Raw genomic sequence first — 22,970 nt, forward strand, 5'->3', positions numbered from 1 at the left:
ATAATAGCGCGCGTTTCCCCCCTGTAGCGCCCTGACGCACTGTCTCCGGTGCCTCGAAGACGAGAGAAATTTAGATGATGGAAATACTGCGTGGTTCACCCGCCTTATCGGCTTTTCGTATCAATAAACTGTTGGCCCGGTGCAAGGAGTATCATCTGCCCGTCAGCGACATTTATGCCGAATACGTCCACTTCGCCGATGTGAACGCTCCGCTAAACCATGAAGAACAGTCACGGCTGAGCCGACTGCTGAAATACGGCCCCTCTCTCACCGAGCACGAGCCTACCGGGCGGTTGATTCTGGTGACCCCGCGTCCTGGCACGATTTCTCCCTGGTCTTCCAAGGCGACCGACATTGCACACAACTGCGGCTTGCAGAAAATCCGTCGTCTGGAGCGTGGTCTGGCGTTTTACATCCACGCGCCGACGCTCAGCGATGCGCAGTGGCGGGAACTGGCCGCACTGCTCCATGACCGCATGATGGAAAGCGTGTTTGACGACCTGCAACAGGCTAATCTGCTGTTTTCTCAGCATCAGCCAGCTCCGCTGAAACGGGTGGAAATTTTGCTGCAGGGCCGCCCCGCGCTGGAAGAAGCCAACCTGCGTCTGGGGCTGGCGCTGGCCGATGACGAAATGGATTATTTGCTGGATGCATTTACCAAACTAGGACGCAATCCAACAGATATCGAACTCTATATGTTTGCACAGGCAAACTCTGAGCACTGTCGTCACAAAATTTTTAATGCCGATTGGATCATCAATGGTGAGACGCAGCCGAAGTCACTGTTCAAGATGATCAAAAACACCTTTGAGCATACGCCGGATTATGTTCTGTCTGCTTATAAGGATAACGCGGCGGTGATGGACGGATCGGCTGTCGGCCGTTTCTTCCCGGATCCGCAGGGCGCTTACGGCTACCATCAGGAGGACGCGCATATCCTGATGAAAGTGGAAACACACAACCACCCGACCGCCATTTCACCGTGGCCGGGCGCGGCGACGGGTTCCGGCGGCGAAATTCGTGATGAAGGCGCTACGGGACGAGGGGCAAAACCGAAAGCCGGTCTGGTGGGATTCTCGGTATCCAACCTGCGTATTCCTGACTTTATCCAGCCGTGGGAGCAGGATTTTGGCAAGCCGGATCGTATCGTCAGCGCGCTGGACATCATGACCGACGGCCCGCTGGGCGGCGCGGCGTTCAATAACGAATTCGGCCGTCCGGCGCTGACTGGGTATTTCCGTACCTATGAAGAAGCGGTGGATAGCCATAACGGTGTAGAAGTCCGTGGTTATCATAAGCCTGTCATGCTGGCGGGCGGTATCGGCAACATTCGTGCCGATCATGTGAAGAAAGGCGAAATCAGCATCGGTGCCAAGCTCATCGTGCTGGGCGGCCCGGCGATGAACATCGGTCTGGGCGGCGGAGCGGCCTCTTCTATGGCTTCCGGCCAGTCTGATGCGGATCTGGATTTCGCCTCGGTACAGCGCGATAACCCGGAAATGGAGCGTCGCTGTCAGGAAGTGATCGACCGCTGCTGGCAGCTCGGCGAACAAAACCCCATTCTGTTTATCCATGACGTCGGTGCTGGTGGCCTGTCCAACGCCATGCCGGAACTGGTCAGCGACGGCGGACGCGGTGGCCGTTTTGAGCTGCGCGATATCCTGAATGACGAACCGGGCATGAGCCCGCTGGAAGTCTGGTGTAACGAGTCGCAGGAGCGTTATGTGCTGGCGGTAGCGCCTGAGCAACTGGCGCAGTTCGATGAAATCTGCCGTCGTGAGCGCGCGCCTTATGCGGTCATTGGCGAAGCCACAGAAGAACAACATCTGACGCTCGGCGATCGCCACTTTAACAACAAGCCGATCGATATGCCGCTGGACGTGCTGCTGGGCAAAACGCCGAAGATGCTGCGTGATGTTGAGCGTAAAGAGGTGGAAGGCACGCCACTGAATCGCGAAGGTATTTATCTGGCGGAAGCGGTTGAACGTGTGTTGCACTTGCCAGCCGTGGCAGAGAAAACCTTCCTGATCACCATTGGCGACCGCACGGTAACCGGGATGGTGGCGCGCGACCAGATGGTTGGGCCATGGCAGGTGCCGGTAGCGGACTGTGCGGTGACTACCGCCAGCCTGGATAGCTATTACGGTGAAGCCATGTCCATCGGCGAGCGTGCGCCGGTGGCACTGCGTAACTTTGCCGCTTCGGCGCGGCTGGCTGTTGGTGAAGCGCTGACCAACATTGCGGCGACGCATATTGGCGACCTGAAACGCGTGAAACTGTCCGCCAACTGGATGGCGGCGGCAGGGCATCCAGGTGAGGACGCTGGCCTGTATGATGCCGTGAAGGCGGTGGGCGAAGAGCTGTGTCCGGCGTTGGGGCTGACCATTCCGGTGGGTAAAGACTCGATGTCGATGAAAACCCGCTGGCAGGAAAATGGCGAAGACAAATCGGTAACCGCACCACTGTCACTGGTCATTTCCGCTTTTGCCCGTGTGGAAGACGTGCGTCATACCGTCACACCGCAGTTGCGCACTGACAAAGATAACGTGTTGCTGATGATCGATCTGGGTGCTGGGCATCACGCACTGGCCGCTACGGCGTTGGCTCAGGTTTATCGCCAACTGGGTCGCAAAACCGCAGATGTGCGTAACCCAGCTCAACTAGCCGGTTTCTTCAACGCGATGCAGGTGCTGGTAGCGAATCAGGCGCTGCTGGCGTACCACGACCGTTCTGATGGCGGCCTGCTGGTTACGCTGGCGGAGATGGCGTTTGCTGGGCACTGCGGCGTTAAAGCCGACATCGGTTCCATGGGTGAAGATGCCTTGGCCGTGCTGTTCAACGAAGAGCTGGGTGCCGTTATCCAGATTGAGGCTTCCCGTCGTGCTGAAGTGGAACAGGTGCTGGCTGAGCATGGTCTGGCTGACTGCGTGCACTATCTGGGGCAGGCGGAGGTCGGCAATCATTTCATCATTCACAACGGCAACGATGTGGTGTACCACGAAAGCCGCACTACGCTGCGTAACTGGTGGGCTGAAACTACCTGGCAGATGCAGCGTCTGCGTGATAACCCGCAGTGCGCCGATCAGGAACACCACGCCAAATCCGATGACAACGATCCGGGGCTGAACGTGGCGTTGACCTTCGATCTGCGCGAGGATGTTGCTGCGCCGTTCATCAGCCGTCAGGTGCGCCCGAAGGTGGCGGTACTGCGCGAACAGGGGGTTAACTCTCATGTGGAAATGGCCGCGGCGTTCCATCGCGCCGGGTTTGACGCCATTGATATTCACATGAGTGACTTGCTGGCTGGTCGCCGTAACCTGCAGGACTTCCAGGCGCTGGTTGCCTGTGGTGGTTTCTCTTATGGCGATGTGCTGGGTGCCGGTGAAGGCTGGGCGAAATCAATCCTGTTTAATGATCGGGTACGTGATGAATTTGCCGCTTTCTTCCTGCGTCAGCAGACACTGGCGCTGGGTGTGTGTAACGGCTGTCAGATGATGTCCAATCTACGTGAGCTGATTCCAGGTGCGGAGCACTGGCCGCGTTTTGTGCGCAACAAGTCTGATCGTTTTGAGGCGCGCTTTAGCCTGGTGGAAGTGACCAACAGTTCATCGCTGTTCCTGCAGGATATGGCCGGTTCCCGTATGCCGATCGCTGTCTCTCATGGTGAAGGGCGCGTAGAACTGCGTGATGACAGCCATCTGGCTGCTCTGGAACAGCATCAGTTGGTGGCGCTGCGTTTTGTTAACAACTACGGTCAGGTTACGGAAGATTACCCGGTTAACCCGAACGGTTCGCCCAACGGTATTACTGCTGTCACCAGTGTCGGTGGCCGTGTTACGGTGATGATGCCGCATCCAGAGCGTGTGTTCCGTACCGTCAGCAACTCCTGGCATCCGGAAGAATGGGGTGAAGATAGCCCGTGGATGCGTATGTTCCGTAACGCACGCCGTCAATTGGGGTGATGCGATAAAGCAATGCATTGATTATAAAGGGACTTCGGTCCCTTTATTTTTTGTCTCAAATTGGCGACATCACCACTTTGGCGTGTCGCTAAAAGGAGACATTTATCTATTTGATTTATAATGGTTGTTCTCTGTGCTCACTAGAATGTCTTTTTTTGGCGACAAAAAGTTAAATTTCCGCCAGGTTAGTGTGCAGTCAGGAGCATAACGTCGATGATTTTTGATTGGGTTGTTTTATTTTTATTTTAATTTCAGTGTCTTAATTATTTTTATTGATAGTTGGCACGATGGGTGCATAATAGTGGCGCTGCTCATTCAACTGGTTATGATGGCATGATGAACATCTTTTTCATGCTCATAACACCCGGAATGATGCCAACAGATAAGGTGCCTATCGTCCAACTTCATTGATAACTGCCTTTGGGCTTTATCGCACATCGGGCGACACGTTGAGTGAGGCACCGCCTATTCAGAAACCCGGTCAGACAGTTACTGTGTGACCGGGTTTCGCTTTTTGGGGCCGCCGCCGTTGGTCTGTCCGACGCTATTTTGCGAGCCGACCCATACTTTGCAGCCGGGGTTTGCATTGCTGCACGGGATGATTGCGTGCGGTTTCCCGCGATCCTGACGGTCTGCTTTTGAGGTGATGCGGATAACGCGTACAATGACGCGTTATTGCGAGTGATGTATCAGGCGGATTGTTCTGGCAGGTAACGATATGATTTCGTTGAAACGTTGGCGTTTTTTTCCACGCTCTTTGCGGCAGTTGGTCATTATGGCATTCCTGCTGGTTTTGTTGCCGCTGTTAGTGCTGGCTTATCAAGCCTACGAAAGTCTGGATCACCTCAGTGAACAGGCTGCTGGAATCAATAACACCACACTGGCCGATGCCCGGCGCAGCGAAGCCATGACCAGCACTGCCGTTAGCATGGAGCGCAGCTACCGGCAGTTTTGCGTGCTGGGGGATCAAACCTTATCGCAGCTGTATCAAAACCAGCGAAAGCAATATTCCCAGATGCTCGATGCCCATGCCCCGATTTTGCCCGACCCGTCCTATTATCAAAATCTACGGCAATACCTGACACAACTGACGGATATCCGTTGCCAGAATAATGGCCCAGCGTCGGCATCCGCCACGGTACTGGATAGTTTCTCGCGCACGAATGCCCAGATGGTGCAGGCCACCCGCGAGGTGATTTTCTCGCGCGGGCAACAGTTGCAACAAGACATCGCTGAGCGAGGCCGTTTTTTCGGCTGGCAGGCGCTGGTGTTGTTTCTGGTCAGCGTGCTGCTGGTAATACTGTTTACCCGGATGATTATCGGGCCGGTGAAAGGTGTCGAGCGCATGATCAATCGCCTGGGAGAAGGCCGTTCGTTGGGTAAAATCGCCAGTTTCAGAGGGCCGACGGAGATTCGTTCTCTGGCACAACGGATCATTTGGCTGAGCGAACGTTTGTCCTGGCTGGAAGCACAACGTCACGAGTTTTTACGTCATTTGTCTCATGAGTTGAAAACGCCATTGGCGAGCCTGCGTGAAGGCGCGGCGTTGCTGGCGGACGAAGTGGTCGGCACGCTGACCGCTGACCAGAAAGAGGTGGTGGCGATTCTCGATAACAGTAGTCGCCATTTACAGCAATTGATTGAACAACTGCTCGACTATAACCGAAAACTGGCGGATGCACCGGCTGGCCTGGAGCCGGTAGATATTGACGATATTGTCGAGATGGTTGTCTCTGCTCACAGCCTACCAGCGCGAGGAAAGTTGATGCAAACGCATATTGAACTGGGTGCGACGTCGTGCCGGGCAGAAACCACGCTACTGATGCGGGTGATGGATAATCTCTATTCCAATGCGGTGCACTACGGGCAGGAATCCGGTAACATTTGGATCCGCAGCCGTCAGGCAGAGGGGCGGGTTCAGATTGATGTCGCCAACAGTGGCACTCCCATTTCTGAAGCGGATAAAAGCATGATATTTGAGCCTTTTTATCAGGGGGCTCACCAGCGTAAGGGCGCAGTAAAAGGGAGCGGCCTGGGGTTGAGCATTGCGCAGGATTGTATCCGCCGAATGCAAGGGGAGCTGAATCTGGTCACGGTGGATTACGCCGATGTCTGTTTCCGTATTGATTTACCATTGAACACTGAGAATTAACCATGATTGCACGGTTGTTAAGCCTCCTGTCGTTGCGAGGTCCGGTGAGGTTGTTGTCCGGCCCGGAGGCGGTTGCCGCGCTGAAAAAACGGTTGACCCTGGCATGGCTATTTTTACCGGTCGTTATACTGGCTGGCTGCGTGCAGGATAACGACAATGCCCCTGTCGAGCGACGAGGGTCTGAGATAGTCAGTCCGCCTAAAGAGCAGGTGGCTGATTACCGTATCCTATCCTGTGGGCGGTTGTGGCAACTTCATAACACCGATGCGATGAATAATGCATTGTACTGGTTACGCGTGATGGACTGCGCTGCACGTATGACGCCTGTGCAGGCCAGGCAGCAGACGTTGCTTGTGGGAGAGAATGACTGGAGCGGTTTGTTCCGTCAGGCCATCTTGCTGGATAATGCCGAGACTACCGAGCAGGAACGTCGACAGATTATTGAGCAACTGAATCGCCATCGGTTGAATGTGCCGTTGACGTTGTTGCCGTTGTTTCAGGTATGGCTGGATAAACAGAACCTGATATTGACTCTGGCTGATGAGCGTCAGCGTTTCCAGCGGGCACAGGAAAACAGCGATAAGCAACTGGAGGTCATGCATGAGCAGCAGAATCAGTTGCAATCTCAGTTGGAAACCACAACGCGTAAACTGGAAAATTTGACCGATATCGAACGCCAGCTCTCCTCGCGCAAGCCGGTTCAGGGCGATTTACCAGATGGCGAGGGGCGTCGGGCAGTAAAAGGTGGTGAAAACGAAATACCGCCCGCCGTGGTGAAAAAAGGAATGAAAAGCGAATGACCACCCGAAAATCCGCCAGTTTGCTATTAGTGGATGATGACCCCAGCCTGTTGAAATTGCTGGGAATGCGGCTGACCAGCGAAGGGTTTACCGTGACCACGGCAGCCAGCGGCCAGGATGCGTTGCGGTTATTGCTGCGGGAAAAAATCGATCTGGTGATCAGTGACTTGCGTATGGATGAAATGGATGGGTTGGCCTTGTTTGCCGAAATCCAGAAAAATCAGCCGGGAATGCCGGTGATTATCCTGACTGCACACGGTTCTATCCCTGAAGCGGTGGCGGCAACGCAGCAAGGTGTCTTCAGCTTCTTGACCAAGCCGGTTGATCGCGATGCATTATACAAAGCGATTGATGATGCGCTTAAGCTGTCGCCGCCAGCGAGTGATGAAAGCTGGCGCGCAGCGGTGGTAACGCGCAGTCCGATTATGCAGCGTTTGCTTGAGCAGGCCAAAATGGTGGCGCAGTCGGACGTCAGTGTGTTGATTAACGGCCAGAGCGGCACCGGGAAAGAGGTGCTGGCACAGGCGATCCACGCGGCCAGTCCTCGGGCGGGAAGGCCGTTCGTCGCTATCAACTGCGGCGCATTGCCAGAGCCTTTGCTGGAGTCAGAGTTGTTCGGCCATGCCCGCGGGGCTTTTACCGGTGCCGTCAGCCAGCGCGAGGGGCTATTTCAGGCGGCGGAAGGCGGCACGCTGTTTCTGGATGAAATTGGTGATATGCCGCTTGCGTTACAGGTGAAACTGTTGCGCGTATTGCAGGAACGGAAGATCAGGCCGCTGGGCAGTAATCGGGATATAGACATCAATGTGCGGATTATTTCCGCCACCCATCGTGATTTACCCAAAGCGATGGAGAAAGGGGAGTTTCGTGAGGATCTTTACTATCGCCTCAATGTGGTGAATCTCAAACTGCCTGCATTGAATGAGCGCGCTGAAGATATTCCGCTGTTAGCCAACCATTTGCTGCGCGAAGCAGCAGCTCGGCACAAACCCTTTGTCCGCAGTTTTTCGACGGACGCCATGAAACGCCTGATGACAGCCAGCTGGCCAGGCAACGTGCGGCAACTGGTCAATGTGATTGAGCAATGCGTCGCGCTGACCAGTGCCCCGGTCATCGGCGATGGGTTGGTGGAACAGGCACTGCAAGGCGAAAATACAGCGCTACCTACGTTTGTCGAAGCACGTAACCAGTTTGAGCTTAATTACCTGCGCAAATTACTGCAGATTGCCAAAGGTAATGTGACGCAGGCAGCACGTATGGCGGGGCGAAACCGTACGGAATTTTATAAATTGCTGGCACGGCACGAACTGGACGCCAACGATTTTAAAGAATAGTGTTAAGTTATTGTGAATTGCATGGCCGATCATGATTTCGCCGTGCTGGCTCTGGCCGCTACATAGTGATGATTAGGATTTCACCATGAAAAAAATTGATGCGATTATTAAACCATTCAAACTGGATGATGTACGCGAAGCGTTAGCCGAGGTTGGCATCACCGGGATGACGGTCACGGAAGTTAAAGGATTCGGACGCCAGAAAGGTCATACCGAGCTGTATCGCGGCGCGGAATACATGGTGGATTTTCTGCCGAAAGTGAAAATTGAGATCGTAGTGTCCGACGATATCGTCGATACCTGTGTGGAAACGATCATGACTACCGCACAGACCGGCAAGATTGGCGACGGCAAGATCTTTGTCTTTGATGTGGCGCGTGTCATCCGTATCCGTACCGGAGAAGAGGACGAAGCCGCTATCTGACAGTGGTCAAGCTTGTCGTATTTCGAAAAGACAAACAGCCAGCCGTTATCAGCTGGCTGTTTTGTTGTCAGCCCTAATCCCCCTCCTCAGAAGGGGGATTGTTGTATCAGAATGGTCATCCGTCAGGGGAGCGTCGGCGTCCAGTCGCCCAGTATTTTGCTCTGGGTGTACTCTTTCGCTTGTGTGTCGGTCAGTTGTCGACGGTCTTTGCTCACTGCGGCTCCCGCACCATAGGACTTGTATTCGAAGAAACGGGAATCCTCCGGATAGAACCAGATGGTGTTGCCGTCCTTATCCTTACCGGACATCTTGTCCCAACCATAAATATGGTTATCCATGCTGGTGTTCAGGAAAACGGTTTGACCAATGGCGTTTGGATCCGCGTAGCGACCATCCGAGAAGGTCGTTGTCGGATGCCAGGGGCGTCCCAGTCCATAGCTCTTGGCCGGAACGGAGTCACTTTCCCGAGTAACGCGGCTGTTGGTGATCACCAGACCATACTTCTGGTTGATGTTGGTACTGGGAGCTGTCAGATAACCAGAGACGTTGCCACTCTTCACGTCGGCGCGGTAGCGGGATACCAGGTCGCAATTGTCGAACAGCGCGGTGCCGTCACCAAAGATAAAGTCAACGGTGCCGCTGATTCGGCAATCGGAGAAGAAGCTACGGCCACCGGAAACATACAACGTATCCTGATAGCTGATCAGGCTGACATCTTTGAAGTAGGCGCGGTCGCCGCTTTTGTTGACGTAAAGCGCTACCGCCTGCGTGTCCTTGGTTTTACTGCTATCGCTGTCGCTTTTAGCCTGATTGGCCGGGAAATCAAAGTCATTGCGAATGGTCAGTGACTGGGCACTGAAATCCTTGGCACCGATAGTGACGGTACTGCTGCCTGCTGTACCCCACTTGCTACCGTCTGATTTCAGGGTGCCCGCAGCGGTGGCAACGGCAATGATCGTACCATTACGGCTTTCACCTTTCAGGTGCAGGTTATTGCGGGTAATCGTCAGGCGTTCGTTATAGACGCCGTTCTTGATCAAAATAACGAATGGCGTGCTGCCCGCCGGAGCGCTGGCAATCGCGTCGGCAATAGTTTTAAACGTTTTACCGTCGCTGGCGGATTTTGAAACCACCGCGTTGTAGGTTGTCGCGGCCTGTGCCTGATGTACGCTGGCGGCGATAATCAGCGACAGCGCAAGGGTTCCAGAGATCGTTTTTAACATACACATATTCCTTTAGTGGTGAGTGACAGAAGTCCAGGTGCTTCATGCACGAGTAACGTCCTATAAAACCTATTTCACAGCATTACCGACCAGACGGTTGCAGCTTGGCCGCCAGTTCCCGTAGCGAAGGTGTCGCGCTGATCTGATCGGCGACGATCGCCGCGACGGCCTGCGCCCCTTTCTGCTGGAAGTGCGTGGTATCAGGCTGAGTCAGACTGCCCGCCTGATTACGGTAATAAGGGTAGCGGTCTGGGTCGACGGCCAGCCAGTATTGTTGCCATTGCTGCCCATCACCCTGGTTGGCCAGCGCCAGCGTCGCGGTTTCCACATCCAGCAGCGGCACCTTGTTCTTGCTGGCCGTATCGCGGATGGTCTGCGTGTAATCGCCGATAAAGGCATAGCCACCGGCTTTGTTCTGTTTTGTCAGGTGGCTGTGGACCGCCGGTGTGCCATTCTTTCCTTCCGCGTTTTTGACACGTGCTGTTGGGGTTAGCAATACCGGTATCATCTGATGCGCTCGTGCATAACGAATGTAGCGTTCCAGTGAGATCTGGAATGACATATCCGGCTTGCCCTGTGGGTATTGCGGCCTGCCGTCGGCGCTATTGGGGTAAGTACAGAGGTTGGCGACATCCGCCGCGCCGCGAACCGCTTTCTGGCTATCGCAGTTCTGATCGTTATGCCCCATACCAATAAACAAATAATCGCCCGGCCGCATAAACGGCTCCATCTGGCGGAACCAGCCTTCATAGTAGAAATCACGCGAACTACGTCCGGAGCGGGCACCGTTCACGACGGCTATCTGGCTACCGGGGCGGAACTGCTGTTCAAAGACCTGTCCCCATCCCATTCGGGGGAAGCGCGCTGTCTCATAGGTTGCGGCGGTCGAGTCGCTGACGATGAAAATTCGGGTACGTGCGTGCTCAAGCGCTTTGTGCTGTTGGCGGGCGCGGGCAAAATCCAATGGCTCGTAACTGCCGGAAGCATTCAGCCCGATAATCGGACGAAACGCGATGTCAGTCAGTACGGTGTGACCGGCCTGGCCGCTGTCATTGTGGTAATTGCGGGCATGGTTGATGACCTGCAAAACCTGGGTAAAAGCTGGGGTCTGCGTATCCGGATAGGTTAACGGGTCGAACTGGGCGGGAACGGCGATACCTGCCTGTTTCAGCGCATCGTCAAAACCAGCATGAAATTCGCGGTAGGCGGTTTCCCAGGATGCGGCTGACAATGCCGGTAACACGGTGTCATCGATCAGTTGCTGCGGGCCAATATAACCCGCCGACGCAGCGACATCAGACAGGATGCGATCAGTCAGTGGATTGATATTAACGTGATTTTCATGACCATCACGCAATTGCGGAACCAGTGCGCTCAGGCAAACGGCGCGAAGCTGATTACTGACAAGACAGTTTTGCCCGCCAGCTTCAATAGCAGACAGCCGCAGAGGCGCAACCAGCGAAGACACGTCGGCATGAAACCGTCCCTGAATATCGGTTTTGACTTTGTGCTCTACGCCACGTTGGTCTTTGATAAGCAACGTCGCGGGAAATCGGATATCTCGATAGGCCACTCTACCACTAATCAGGGTATTGGGTGCCAGGGTCACGACATTGAGTATCGGCTGTGAAGGCGTAACCGAGGTTTCCGGAGCCGTGCTCTCAGCCTGCGCAAACGAAATGGGCAGACAAAGCAGTGAACTGAGAAAAAGGGTACGTTTCCAGGTAATGAGTAGCATGATGATGACCTCTTCTCCCTGCGATTGATGCAAAAAACGGCCACTCTTTCAAGTGGCCGCTGTTGATGGCAGGGAAATTACAGTTTGCCGTAGCCTGCGTTGCTGTTGATGCTGCTAGCCAGGCTGCTCGTCATAGTCTGAGCGGAATATTTGTACGGCAGAGTCGGTTTGTAGGCTGTCAGGCCGCAGGTGTCCAGGTTCGTGGTTGATGAACCGTTGACCAGTGAGCCTTTATCGGAGAACACCTTGCTGTTGAATTGCTTCACGATGCTACATTCTGGGTTTTTACCATCAACGCTCTTCAGGTTGGAGAGCGTGAAGGAGTTGGATTCAGACAGAATGCTACCGCTGGTGCCCAGGCCGAAGCTGTACAGATACGGGTAGACGCTGTTCTTCACATCGCCCAGGTACACGTTGTTGTACGCGTGGATGCTACCAAAGCGCACACGTGGGGTACGTTCGGTTACACGGTCAAACACGTTATTGTGGAAGGTCACGCGCAGTTTACCGGAGTCCTGTGAGCCGTTGCTGTCGCTGTGACCAATCAGGATGGTTTTATCGTGCAGTTCGAAGCGGCTGTTGGAAATGGTGACGTAGTCAGACCCTTTCTTGATATCCAGTGCGCCGTCGTGCTGGACGTATTTTTCACCATTTTTGGTGGTGTATTTGTCGTCGGTGAAGCTGCCATCGCTGATGGTGACATGGTCAACCCAAACGCGGGTGGAGTTGTCGATAACGGCGGCATCCCACTCGGCGTTCCAGCCATCCCCATCTTCGTAATGCGGCGCTACGTCCACCGGCGTTTCGATATACAGGTTACGCAGAACAACGTTGCTGACGCCTTTGATTACCAGAGAACCGTTGGTGAATTTACCGTTGCTACCAATACCGATGATGGTGGTGTTGGAAGGCACGCTGATTTGGCTGCGGGCTTTCTGATCGTCAAAGCTGGTGTAGGCTTTGCCGCCACTGATATCAATAGCACCGGTGATCTGAATGATTTTCGGATCGGAATCGGTGCCATTCAGCGCGGCTTTGAATTCGCTGATGCTTTTTACTGCATAGATTTTGGCTGAAGCTGCTTTAGCACCGCCGGTGGTGCCGCCGCCCTGCGTTGCCCAACCGGTTGACGCTGCTTCTGTCGCCTTGGTGGTTTGCAGCGTAGCTGCGTTAACTGACCAAGCCATCATGGAGGTGGCGATGACGGCTGCCAGCAAACTTTTAGTACCTACTGAAGACACACGAGTGTTGTTCATAGACTGGTTCCTTGCGCTGTAAGCGCTAATCCAATTGTGGTGATTGAAAAATGATTATGAAAAAAATGAAACGCCATTTTGTCCTTCGGCAAGGCGGATTTTTAAGCGTTTTCGATTGTTTGTTTCGTGACCAAAATCGCGTTTTTTTTATGAGGGGAATTAATTTTATCTAAAGTGTGATCGTGACCAGTAACTTTTTATAATGAATCTTGAATTAAATTTTCTTTTAAATTCAGCTGTATGACGTAGTGTTTTTATCTAAAATAACGAGAATAGTTAACAATTGATTCGATTTTTATTAAATAAAATTTTATGAACCAGCAGTTCTTATGAGTGCTGATTTATCCCTGTTTTTTATAAGGTAATCGTTAATTTGTTGGGGGGCGTACCGAAAAAAAAACGGGTTAGCCAGCACAGCATTGAGAAAACGGTATGGGGAAACGAGAGAAATAACAGCGGAACGATACGAGTGATGTGGTGAAAGTAAAAGGCCACTTTGGCAAGTGGCCTTTGCGGTTAAGTAGAGAATTACAGTTTGCCGTAACCAGCGTTGCTGCTGATGCTATTTGCCAGACTGGTGGTAATGGTTTGGGCTGAGTATTTGTACGGGATCTTGGCGGTATATGAACTGAAGCCAAAGCCGCAACCGTTCAGATTGTACGAAGCACCGTTGATGATCGAACCCTTATCAGAGAAGATTTTGCCGTTAAACGCTTTGACAACACTGCATTCCTTGTCGCGACCGCTGATCTTCTTAAGGTTATCAATGGTAAACGCGTTGGACTCAGACAGCAGGCTACCGCTGGTGCCGATACCGAAGCTGTACTGATAGCGGTAGGCTTTGTGGTTGACGTCGCCAACGTAAACGTTGTTGTAAGCATGAACGCTACCAAAACGTACACGCGGAGTACGTTCGCCGACGCGGTCAAACAGGTTGTTGTGGAAGGTCACGCGCAGTTTGCCGGAATCCTGTGAGCCATTATTGTCGCTGTGGCCGATCAGGATGGTCTTGTCGTGCAGTTCAAAGCGGCTGTTGGAAATGGTGACATAGTCAGACCCTTTCTTGATATCCAGTGCACCGTCGTGCTGGACGTATTTTTCGCCGTTTTTAGTGGTGTATTTGTCATCGGTAAAGCTGCCGTCGCTGATGGTGACATGGTCAACCCAGACGTGGTCTGTACTGTCAACCACCACCGCATCCCATTCTGCGTTCCAGCCATCCCCATCTTCGTAATGCGGCGCTACGTCTACCGGTGTTTCGATATACAGGTTGCGTAGAATAACGTTGCTGACGCCTTTCACCACCAAAGAGCCGTTGGTGAATTTGCCTTTGTTACCAATACCGATGATGGTGGTGTTGGAAGGAATACTGATTTGGCTGCGAGCTTTCTGGTCGTCAAAGCTGGTGTAGGCTTTGCCGCCGCTGATATCAATGGCTCCCGTTACCTGAATGATTTTAGGTGACGAGTCAGTGCCATTCAGCGCCGCTTTGAATTCACTGATGCTTTTTACCGCATAGATTTTGGATGATGAGGCTTTCGCTCCGCCAGTCGTGCCGCCGCTCTGTGTTGCCCAGCCGGTTGAGGCCGCTTCTGTCGCTTTGGTCGTTTGCAGACTGGCGGCGGAAGCCACGGAAACCATCATGGTCGTGGCAATAATCACTGCCAGTGCACTTTTGGTTCCCAGAGTTGAGCGTTCTGATTTTTTCTGTTTTAAAATTAAAGACATACGTGTTTTGCTCATGACAATTTCCTTTTCCTTGTGTGCTCAAAGAGCGATCCAATGGTGTCTATTTGTTACTCGTGCGTCTAAAAACGAAATACCATTTCATCTTTCGTCTTGGCGAATGTTTATGCGCTTTTAGTGTTTATTTTGTGCACTGCGTCACGATGGTGGGAATGGCTTTTTATAATCAAAGATAATGTATTGACTGTAATTGTAAGTTTGTGTTACGAGGGTTTTGTTTTATTTTTTATTAAAATCAATTAATTATTTTTATTCCTCAATTGGTGATGTTCTTTATTGTTGATTTTTTGTGTTGATTTGGTTGTGGTGGTCATGCAGGGAAGGGCGGACATGTGGATGAAACCGGGGAGACAAATAAAAAACGGCCGCCAGGGTGGGCGGCCGTTGGGAGCAAGCGTTAGGGATTACAGCTTGCCTGAACCTGCGTTGTCCGTAATGGACTGCGCCAGTTCGCTGGTCATCGGCTGAACGGTGTAAACGTAAGGAATCGCGCTGGTATAAGCACTGAAACCGCAGCCAGACAAATCGACCGCGTTACCGTTAAAGGTAGAGCCATTGTCGGAGAAAATGGAACCGTTGAATTTCTTCACCACTTTGCACGCTTTGCTGGCATTCAGGTTGGCGATAGTGAAGCTATTACCTTCGGACAGTACACTGCCGCTGGTGCCGATACCAAAGCTATACAGGTAACGATATGTTGGGTCTTTCACGTCGCCGGTGAAGACGTTGTTGAAGCTGTGAATGCTGCCATAACGAACGCGAGGCGCACGTTCGGTTACGCGATTGAACACGTTGTTAAACAGCGTGACGTGCAGCTTGCCTTTATCCTGAGCTGAGTTGGTGTCGCTGTGACCAATCAACATGGTTTTGTCGTGCTGATCGAACAGGCTGTTGGAGATAGTAACGTAGTCGGAACCCCGTTTGATATCCAGTGCACCATCGTGTTGGACGTAAGTTTCGCCGTCCTTGGTGGTGTACATGTCATCGGTAAAGCTGCCGTCACTGATGGTAACGTGGTCGACCCACACATGGTGAGCGCCGTTGGTGATGTTCATGCCATCCCATTCGGCATTCCAGCCATCGCCTTTTTCGTAATGTGGCTCTACGTCAATGGGCGTCTGGATGTAGACGTTACGGATGATGACGTTATTGGTGCCGTCAGTACCGTCGATAATCAAAGAGCCATTGATGAATTTAGCGTCGGTGCCAAGCCCGATCACGGTAGTGTTAGCCGGAATGTAGATCTGGCTGCGGGCTTTCTGGTCAGCGAAATCTTTGTAGGGTGTACCACCGCTGATATCGACGGTGCCTTTGATCTGGATAATTTTTGCGACGGCACCAGCACTGAGTGCATTGGTGAACTCGCTAATCGTGCTAACGACGTAGATATTCTCGCTGGTTGCTGCGGCACCGCCGGTGGTGGAGCCGTTTTGTGATGCCCAGCCAGCAGCAGGCGCTGACTCCAGTGCTTTACTGTTAACCAGTTCAGCAGCGGAAACGCCAGAGGTCATGGCACCAGCGATCAGAGCAGCCAGCAAACAGGTTGAGGAGCGGGCAAAAGAACGTCCTAATACTTTGTTCATCGTATTTTCCTTACTAGAATCCTGTGTTGATTGTTGAAAATAATTTCCATATACATCGATGGGTTATTTTTTATTTGTCACCCCTAATAACCGCCAGCTATACATTCATCACATATTAATAATAATTTATTATCAATATTGATGTGTTGGCGATGCGGTTACTTAAAGGCCGCCAATGAATACGATCTATTTATTTGTTTTTCAATATCCATGAATAATGAAACGGTGTTTTAAGTGTAACATTGTGTTTTTTGTTTCTTATTTGTGAAGGTTGTCTTAACTATTTTTTGTTTGGGAATAAAAAGCGAACAGCGGTGCAGAAGCGCTGTTTTTATTGGTTGGTTTTTTATTTGTCAGCATGGGCGATGGTAAATGAAACGATTACGAAACAGCAGCGGTTAACCCGTCAGGTTATTTTTTCCACGGCATTTATTTTTGGGAAATAAATGGAAAATAAAACAGGCCGAATTACCGGCCTGCTGGGGTGAATGAATATAACCTTTTACCGGTTATATCACCTTGTGCGGACCAAAGCATTCGTAATGAATCTGCGATTCGGGAATGCCCAACTCCAGTAACTGCCGAGCAGTCAATTGCATAAAGGCGACCGGACCGCATAAATAACAGTGCAGGTTTGCCACCGACAGTGGCTCCGGAAGATCTTTCAATGTCATCAATCCGTGAAAAACCTGCGCGGAACGTGCAGTCACCGATGATGCTTCCCGATACCAGACATAGGATTGCAACGATGGTAGCGCTGCGGCAATGTCGGCGACTTCATCGGTGAAAGCATGTACTTCGGTATTTTCAGCCGCGTGCAACCAGAAGATACCCGCCTGTTATTGTCTATAAGTTGCATTTAAAGAGAGTCTTATAAAAAAAGAACATCGACTGTAAATCCTTTACGGAGGCTTGCATTGGGCTGGGAGAGCGAGCAACAGCCAATTCGCATGAAAAAAATGCAGGTTGAGGATGAGAAAAAGTCAGCCTCAATGGCTAATCACCAAAAGACGTAAAGCCTTGCGTAGCCTGTAGCTAATCGTTTGCGTAAAAACCTCTGTCAAGCCCTATCATCGCCAGTCAAAAACGGTTTACACTATGTGCCCACGGCCCTTTGGGTAATTTTAATAAAGAAGCAAGTTAGCTGAGTCAGGAGATGCGGATGTTAAAGCGTGAAATGAACATTGCCGATTACGATGCCGAGCTATGGCAAGCAATGCAGCAAGAAGTGGTGCGTCAGGAAGAGCACATTGAACTGATTGCGTCAGAAAACTATACCAGTCCACGCGTCATGCAGGCCCAGGGGTCGCAGCTGACCAACAAATACGCCGAAGGGTATCCGGGCAAACGCTACTACGGCGGTTGCGAATACGTTGACGTGGTTGAGCAACTGGCTATCGATCGCGCCAAGGAACTGTTTGGTGCCGATTACGCTAACGTACAGCCGCACTCCGGCTCTCAGGCTAACTTCGCTGTCTACACCGCGCTGTTGCAGCCGGGCGATACCATTCTGGGTATGAATCTGGCACACGGCGGCCACCTGACTCACGGCTCTCCGGTCAACCTGTCTGGTAAACTGTATAAGGTCGTGCCTTACGGTATCGATGACAGCGGCAAGATCAACTATGACGAAATGGCCGAACTGGCCCGCACCCACAAGCCGAAAATGATCGTGGGCGGCTTCTCTGCGTATTCTGGCGTTGTTGACTGGGCGAAAATGCGTGAAATCGCCGACAGCATCGGCGCTTATCTGTTCGTCGACATGGCGCACGTCGCTGGTCTGGTCGCAGCAGGCGTTTATCCGAACCCGGTTCCGCACGCTCACATCGTGACCACCACCACCCACAAAACCCTGGCTGGCCCGCGTGGCGGCCTGATCCTGGCGAAGGGCGGTGACGAAGACCTGTACAAAAAACTGAACTCTGCCGTATTCCCTGGCGGCCAGGGTGGCCCGCTGATGCACGTCATCGCCGGTAAAGCTGTGGCGCTGAAAGAAGCGATGGAGCCGGAGTTCAAAACCTATCAGCAGCAGGTAGCGAAAAACGCCAAAGCGATGGTAGAAGTGTTCCTGTCTCGCGGGTTCAACGTGGTGTCCGGCGGTACAGATAACCACCTGTTCCTGCTGGATCTGGTCAGCAAAAACCTGACCGGTAAAGACGCTGACGCTGCGCTGGGCCGTGCCAACATCACCGTGAACAAAAACAGCGTACCGAACGATCCTAAGAGCCCGTTTGTGACCTCCGGTATCCGTATCGGTACACCGGCGGCAACTCGTCGCGGTTTCAAAGAAGCGGAAGTGCGCGAGCTGGCTGGTTGGATCTGCGATGTGCTGGACAACATCAACGACGAAGCCGTTATTGAGCGCGTGAAACAGAAAGTGCTGGATATCTGCGCCCGTTTCCCGGTTTACGCCTGATAGCTTGCCTGATGCGTCCGCGTTGCTCGGGCGCTCTGCCAACGCCAGCCTTCGGGCTGGCGTTTGTTTTTCTACTCCCCGTTGCTTCCGCCCCGGCTCTCTGACAGAGTAACCGACCGTAGAGGAGAGGCAATATGGTTCTGCAATCAACGTACTGGCTGGCGCTTGGCTATTTCACCTATTTCTTCAGCTATGGCATTTTTCTGCCATTCTGGGGCGGCTGGCTCAAAGGCGAAGGATTATCCGCCGAGGCGATCGGCATCTTGCTTGGTGCCGGGCTGGTGGCGCGGTTTGCGGGTAGCCTGTTTATTACCCCACTGGTAAAAGACCCGGCCCGGTTGATCACCGTACTGCGGTTGCTGGCGTTATTATCGGTATTGACCTCCATCGGATTCTGGCTGGGCAGCGCCTGGTTGTGGCTGATGTTAGTGATGATCGGCTTCAACCTGTTCTTCGCGCCATTGATTCCGCTTACCGATGCACTGGCGGCAACCTGGCAAAAACAGATCCCGTTGGATTACGGCCGGGTGCGGGTGTGGGGCTCGGTTGCATTTGTGATTGGCTCCGCCGTGACAGGACAACTGGTGGCGGTCTGGGGGCATCAGGCGATTTTAGCGACACTGGCGGTGGGGCTACTGTCAATGCTGCTGGGGATGGCGTTGACGCCGCATGTGATGCCTGCTTCTGTCAAACGACACCAGACGCAGACCGCCGCTACGCCGTGGCTCGTCTTGCTGCGTGAACCGGCAGTCTGGCGTTTTCTGCTAAGCGTGTCCTTGTTGCAGGGCGCTCACGCTGCCTACTACGGTTTTAGTGTCATTTACTGGCAGCAGGCGGGGTATTCAGCGGCGGTTATCGGTTATTTGTGGTCGCTGGGCGTGGTGGCGGAAATTGTCATTTTTGCATTGAGCAAGCGTCTGTTCGGGCACTGGAGCGCATCTGGGTTACTGATGTTGTCCGCGCTGTGTGGCGTGGTGCGTTGGAGCCTGATGGGGGCGACGGTGTCGCTGCCATGGCTTATCGTGATACAGCTTTTACATTGTGGCACCTTTACGGTTTGCCACCTGGCCGCCATGCGGTTTATTTCTTCACGCCACGATGCCGACGTGCTGCGCTTGCAGGCGGCGTATTCGGCGCTGGGCACCGGGGGTGCCGTTGCCGTGATGACGGTAGTGTCTGGCTTTCTGTTTGAGTACCTTCAGGGAGGAACCTTCTGGGTGATGGCATTGCTGGTGTTACCGGCATTCATGTTACGCCCACAGGTAAGCACTCGCTTGCGCTGAATAAGACAGCGTATCAGTGACAGACGAAAACGGTCAGGATAGAAAATGTTACACTATAACAATTTAGGCTTTTCATTCCGTTGGGTAAGCTGCCTGCTGTTGACCATGGTGGCGGTATCCGGCCCGGCGCTGGCCCATCCGCACAGTTTTATCGATATGAAAACCACCGTGGAAGGGAAAGACGATCAGATAACCGGGCTGCGCATGAACTGGACTATGGATCCCATTACTTCCGCCGATCTGTTATACGACGCTGGCAATGCGTCCAAAGGCTCGGAGGTGTGGAAAAAACTGGCCGCCGAGGTAATGGCGAATGTGCTGGGGCAGCACTACTTCACGGATATTTACCGTGACGGGAAACCAGTGAAATACCAGCCGTTACCAACGGAGTATCATCTCTCCCGCGCAGGCAACAAAGCGGTGCTGGAGTTTGTGTTGCCGCTGGCTCACCCGCAACCGCTGGCGGGCGCGCCGTTACTGATTTCCACTTATGATCCCTCCTATTTCGTTGATATGTCGTATAAAGATGACAAAGCGATTCAGATTAATGCTGCGCTGGCTGCACGCTGTAAAACCACGCTGATGACGCCGAAACCTGATACGTCGCTCCAGTCTTATGCGCTGTCGCTGGACAAAAATGCCACGCCAGCCAAAGACATGGACCTGGGAAAACAGTTTGCTCAACAGGTCACGCTGCAATGCCAGTAAATCATGCCCACGTGACCCGACATTACCTGCGCTGGTGGCCGCTGGTGCTGTTTTTACTGCTGATAGGCGTGGCCGCATGGCAGGCCATGATCTGGTGGCCGTCGATTCTGATGCAAAGCATTGAATGGCAGAGGTCGCTGCATCAGCAGATGTCGGATTTGATGGAGCAGGTGCGGGCACAACCTCATCAGGCTGGCTGGACGCTGGTGATGTTTAGCCTGGTGTATGGTGTGCTACATGCGGTTGGCCCCGGCCACGGCAAAGTGGTGATCGCCACCTATCTGGCGACCCATCCATCGCGGTTGAAAAGCAGTTTGCAGCTGACCTTTGCCTCCGCCTTGTTACAAGGGATGGTCGCGATCGTACTGGTGACGCTGGTGCTGGCGGTGTTGAAGCTTTCCAGCCGGGCTTTGCACATCGGCAGTTTTTGGGTGGAGAAAAGCAGCTTTGTGCTGGTGGCTGGGCTCGGCGGCTGGCTGTGCCTGCGCGCATTCAGACGTCTGTGGGTATTACTGTTTTCCCGCGCCAAACCGCGTATTCGCTTGTTAACACCGCTTGATGCGTCGGCGTCCGGCGTTCGGCTGGCACCAGTCGTAGGCCATCAACACGATGAGCACTGTGGTTGTGGTCATCAGCATGTACCGTCGGCAGAAGCGCTCAGCCACGGTGATGGCTGGCGTACCCGCCTGATGGTGGTGTTGGCGATGGGGTTGCGCCCGTGCTCCGGCGCGATAATGGTGTTGCTGTTTGCCAAGGTGCTGGGCGTGTTTGTCTGGGGCGTAATCTCGGCCCTGACCATGGCGCTAGGGACCGCGCTTACCGTCTCACTGCTGGGCGTGGCGGTGCTGTTCTGTCGCCAGCAATTGGAACGCCTAAGCCGCGCCGGTGCTTCTTCCTCTCCACGCTGGCAAGCGCTGGTCTGGTCAGCGTTATCGCTGGCAGGCGGTATGGCGCTAACCTTTGTCGGTGTTGTGCTTTATCTCTCCACGCAACCGGATGTGATGGGCGGGATTCGGCCGCTGATGGGGTAATGCCCTATTGCAAATCACGCGTATGTCGTTGCTCTGCTACGACGGTGCTTCCTCCGGTCGATCCCCATCACGTATCGATAAATATCCTGTTTTTTCATGTAAAAAAGATTGCCCGAATGTAACCGTAACTTTATTATTTACATTGAATGATAACGAATCTCATTATCCGTAAAGCGGGCAGGGAATAACAGAATGAAAAAGTGGTTGTGTGCCGTTGGCATGGCGTTAGGGCTGGTTTCGGCTGTTCGGGCGGCCCCGATTGTGGTGGAAGACGTTAGTGGCAGAAAAGTTGAGATCAAGTCTGAAGTAAAGCGCGTGATTCTGGGGGAGGGGCGGCAGATTTATCTGCTGGCAGCGTTTGATACCGATGCACCGTTCCAGCGCGTGGTCGGCTGGCGTGACGACTTGCCGAAAGCCGACTATGACGGCTATCTGGCTTATGAACATAAATACCCGCAGATTAAACAATTGCCGACCTTCGGTGGTGCCAAAGACGGCACCTTCAACGTTGAGCAGGCGGTGAAGCTGAAGCCGGATTTGGTGCTGATGAATCTGGAAGCGAAAGCCGCTACCGATGAAGCCAAACTGATTGAAAAGCTCAGTGGTCTGGGCATTCCGGTGGTGTTTATCGATTTCCGTGAAAAGCCGTTTGAAAACGCCGAGAAAAGCATTCGTATCATGGGCCAACTGCTGGGCAAACCGGCACGTGCTGAAGAGATCGTTCAGTTCCGCCGTCAGCAGATTGATATCGTGACCGAGCGCCTGAAGAACTATCAGGGGCCGCGTCCGAAGGTGATGATCGACCGCGCCGGTGGCTATGACGAAGAGTGCTGCATGTCATTCGGCAATGAAAACTTTGGGAAAATGGTGGAAGCTGCGGGCGGCATCAATATCGCCAAGGGCATTATTCCTGGCACTTTCGGCACCCTGAACCCGGAGCAGATCATCAGTGCACGTCCGGATGTGGTTATCGTCACCGGTGCCAACTGGAAGAACTACAACACCGCTAACGGCTGGGTTGGTGTCGGGCCAGGGGCTGACCAGCAACAGGCGTTGCAGCGCTTGCAGAAGCTGATGGAACGCTCTGCATTTAAAACGCTGCCGGTTGCCACCAACGGTAATGCACATGCCATCTGGCATCAGTTCTATGACAGCCCGTATCAGTTTGTAGCGATTCAGGTGATGGCGAAGTGGCTGCACCCGGACTTGTTTAAAGATATCGATCCGGATGCCACTTTCCGTACCTTCCATGAGAAATTCCTGCCGTTACCGTACCAGCCGGGTTACTGGGTGACGTTGCCAGCGAAATCCTGA

16 protein-coding genes are annotated in these 22,970 nt (G+C 53.1%); 10 read left to right on the forward strand and 6 right to left on the reverse strand.

The window, feature by feature from the left end:
* The first annotated feature begins 77 nt into the window (after positions 1-77).
* The 5 genes from purL (at position 78) to glnB (ending at position 8,672) form a co-directional block, all read left to right on the forward strand.
* Positions 78-3,962 (forward strand): phosphoribosylformylglycinamidine synthase, encoded by a 3,885-nt coding sequence (gene purL, locus OB87_RS11460; protein ID WP_033569666.1) that lies wholly within the window; start codon positions 78-80, stop codon positions 3,960-3,962.
* A gap of 718 nt (positions 3,963-4,680) precedes the next feature.
* Positions 4,681-6,114: a sensor histidine kinase gene (locus tag OB87_RS11465; RefSeq protein WP_033569565.1), complete on the forward strand. Its 1,434-nt coding sequence runs from the start codon at positions 4,681-4,683 to the stop codon at positions 6,112-6,114.
* Between the two features lie 2 nt (positions 6,115-6,116).
* Positions 6,117-6,914: a two-component system QseEF-associated lipoprotein QseG gene (gene qseG / locus OB87_RS11470; RefSeq protein ID WP_033569566.1), complete on the forward strand. Its 798-nt coding sequence runs from the start codon at positions 6,117-6,119 to the stop codon at positions 6,912-6,914.
* Positions 6,911-8,248: a two-component system response regulator GlrR gene (gene glrR, locus OB87_RS11475; protein ID WP_033569567.1), complete on the forward strand. Its 1,338-nt coding sequence runs from the start codon at positions 6,911-6,913 to the stop codon at positions 8,246-8,248. The genes qseG and glrR overlap by 4 nt, the downstream gene beginning before the upstream one ends.
* An 85-nt stretch (positions 8,249-8,333) precedes the next feature.
* Positions 8,334-8,672 (forward strand): nitrogen regulatory protein P-II, encoded by a 339-nt coding sequence (gene glnB, locus OB87_RS11480; protein WP_033569568.1) that lies wholly within the window; start codon positions 8,334-8,336, stop codon positions 8,670-8,672.
* 122 nt (positions 8,673-8,794) lie between these two features.
* On the opposite strand, the gene pemA is transcribed toward glnB, so the two are convergent.
* From pemA to OB87_RS11510, 6 genes are all read right to left on the reverse strand, one after another.
* Positions 8,795-9,895: a pectinesterase PemA gene (gene pemA / locus OB87_RS11485; RefSeq protein ID WP_033569569.1), complete on the reverse strand. Its 1,101-nt coding sequence runs from the start codon at positions 9,893-9,895 to the stop codon at positions 8,795-8,797.
* Between the two features lie 82 nt (positions 9,896-9,977).
* Positions 9,978-11,633, reverse strand: a complete 1,656-nt coding sequence (gene paeY, locus OB87_RS11490) for a pectin acetylesterase PaeY (RefSeq protein ID WP_033569570.1) — start codon at positions 11,631-11,633, stop codon at positions 9,978-9,980.
* A 77-nt stretch (positions 11,634-11,710) separates the two neighbouring features.
* Positions 11,711-12,889 (reverse strand): pectate lyase PelD, encoded by a 1,179-nt coding sequence (pelD, locus tag OB87_RS11495; protein WP_033569571.1) that lies wholly within the window; start codon positions 12,887-12,889, stop codon positions 11,711-11,713.
* 528 nt (positions 12,890-13,417) lie between these two features.
* Entirely contained in the window at positions 13,418-14,632 is a 1,215-nt protein-coding gene (gene pelE2 / locus OB87_RS11500; protein ID WP_033569572.1) for a pectate lyase PelE2, read from the reverse strand.
* A 407-nt stretch (positions 14,633-15,039) separates the two neighbouring features.
* Positions 15,040-16,218, reverse strand: coding sequence for a pectate lyase PelA (gene pelA, locus OB87_RS11505; protein ID WP_033569573.1), 1,179 nt, complete (start codon positions 16,216-16,218; stop codon positions 15,040-15,042).
* A gap of 509 nt (positions 16,219-16,727) precedes the next feature.
* On the reverse strand, positions 16,728-17,039 hold the full coding sequence (locus OB87_RS11510; protein ID WP_033569574.1) for an NO-inducible flavohemoprotein: 312 nt from the start codon (positions 17,037-17,039) through the stop codon (positions 16,728-16,730).
* Between the two features lie 341 nt (positions 17,040-17,380).
* Between OB87_RS11510 and glyA the strand changes: the two genes are divergently transcribed.
* The 5 genes from glyA to OB87_RS11535 all read left to right on the forward strand — a co-directional run bounded on the left by glyA (position 17,381) and on the right by OB87_RS11535 (position 22,970).
* The gene (gene glyA / locus OB87_RS11515) at positions 17,381-18,634 is read left to right on the forward strand and encodes a serine hydroxymethyltransferase (protein WP_033569575.1); all 1,254 of its coding nucleotides are present in this window, start codon (positions 17,381-17,383) and stop codon (positions 18,632-18,634) included.
* A 134-nt stretch (positions 18,635-18,768) separates the two neighbouring features.
* Positions 18,769-19,917: a 3-phenylpropionate MFS transporter gene (locus tag OB87_RS11520; RefSeq protein WP_033569576.1), complete on the forward strand. Its 1,149-nt coding sequence runs from the start codon at positions 18,769-18,771 to the stop codon at positions 19,915-19,917.
* 45 nt (positions 19,918-19,962) lie between these two features.
* Positions 19,963-20,625: a DUF1007 family protein gene (locus OB87_RS11525; RefSeq protein WP_033569577.1), complete on the forward strand. Its 663-nt coding sequence runs from the start codon at positions 19,963-19,965 to the stop codon at positions 20,623-20,625.
* Positions 20,616-21,656, forward strand: coding sequence for a nickel/cobalt transporter (locus OB87_RS11530; RefSeq protein ID WP_033569578.1), 1,041 nt, complete (start codon positions 20,616-20,618; stop codon positions 21,654-21,656). Before OB87_RS11525 ends, OB87_RS11530 begins: the two co-directional genes overlap by 10 nt.
* A gap of 192 nt (positions 21,657-21,848) precedes the next feature.
* Positions 21,849-22,970 (forward strand): ABC transporter substrate-binding protein, encoded by a 1,122-nt coding sequence (locus OB87_RS11535; RefSeq protein ID WP_033569579.1) that lies wholly within the window; start codon positions 21,849-21,851, stop codon positions 22,968-22,970.

Origin of the sequence: Dickeya undicola (genome assembly GCF_000784735.1) — a bacterium.
GTDB classification, from domain to species: domain Bacteria; phylum Pseudomonadota; class Gammaproteobacteria; order Enterobacterales; family Enterobacteriaceae; genus Dickeya; species Dickeya undicola.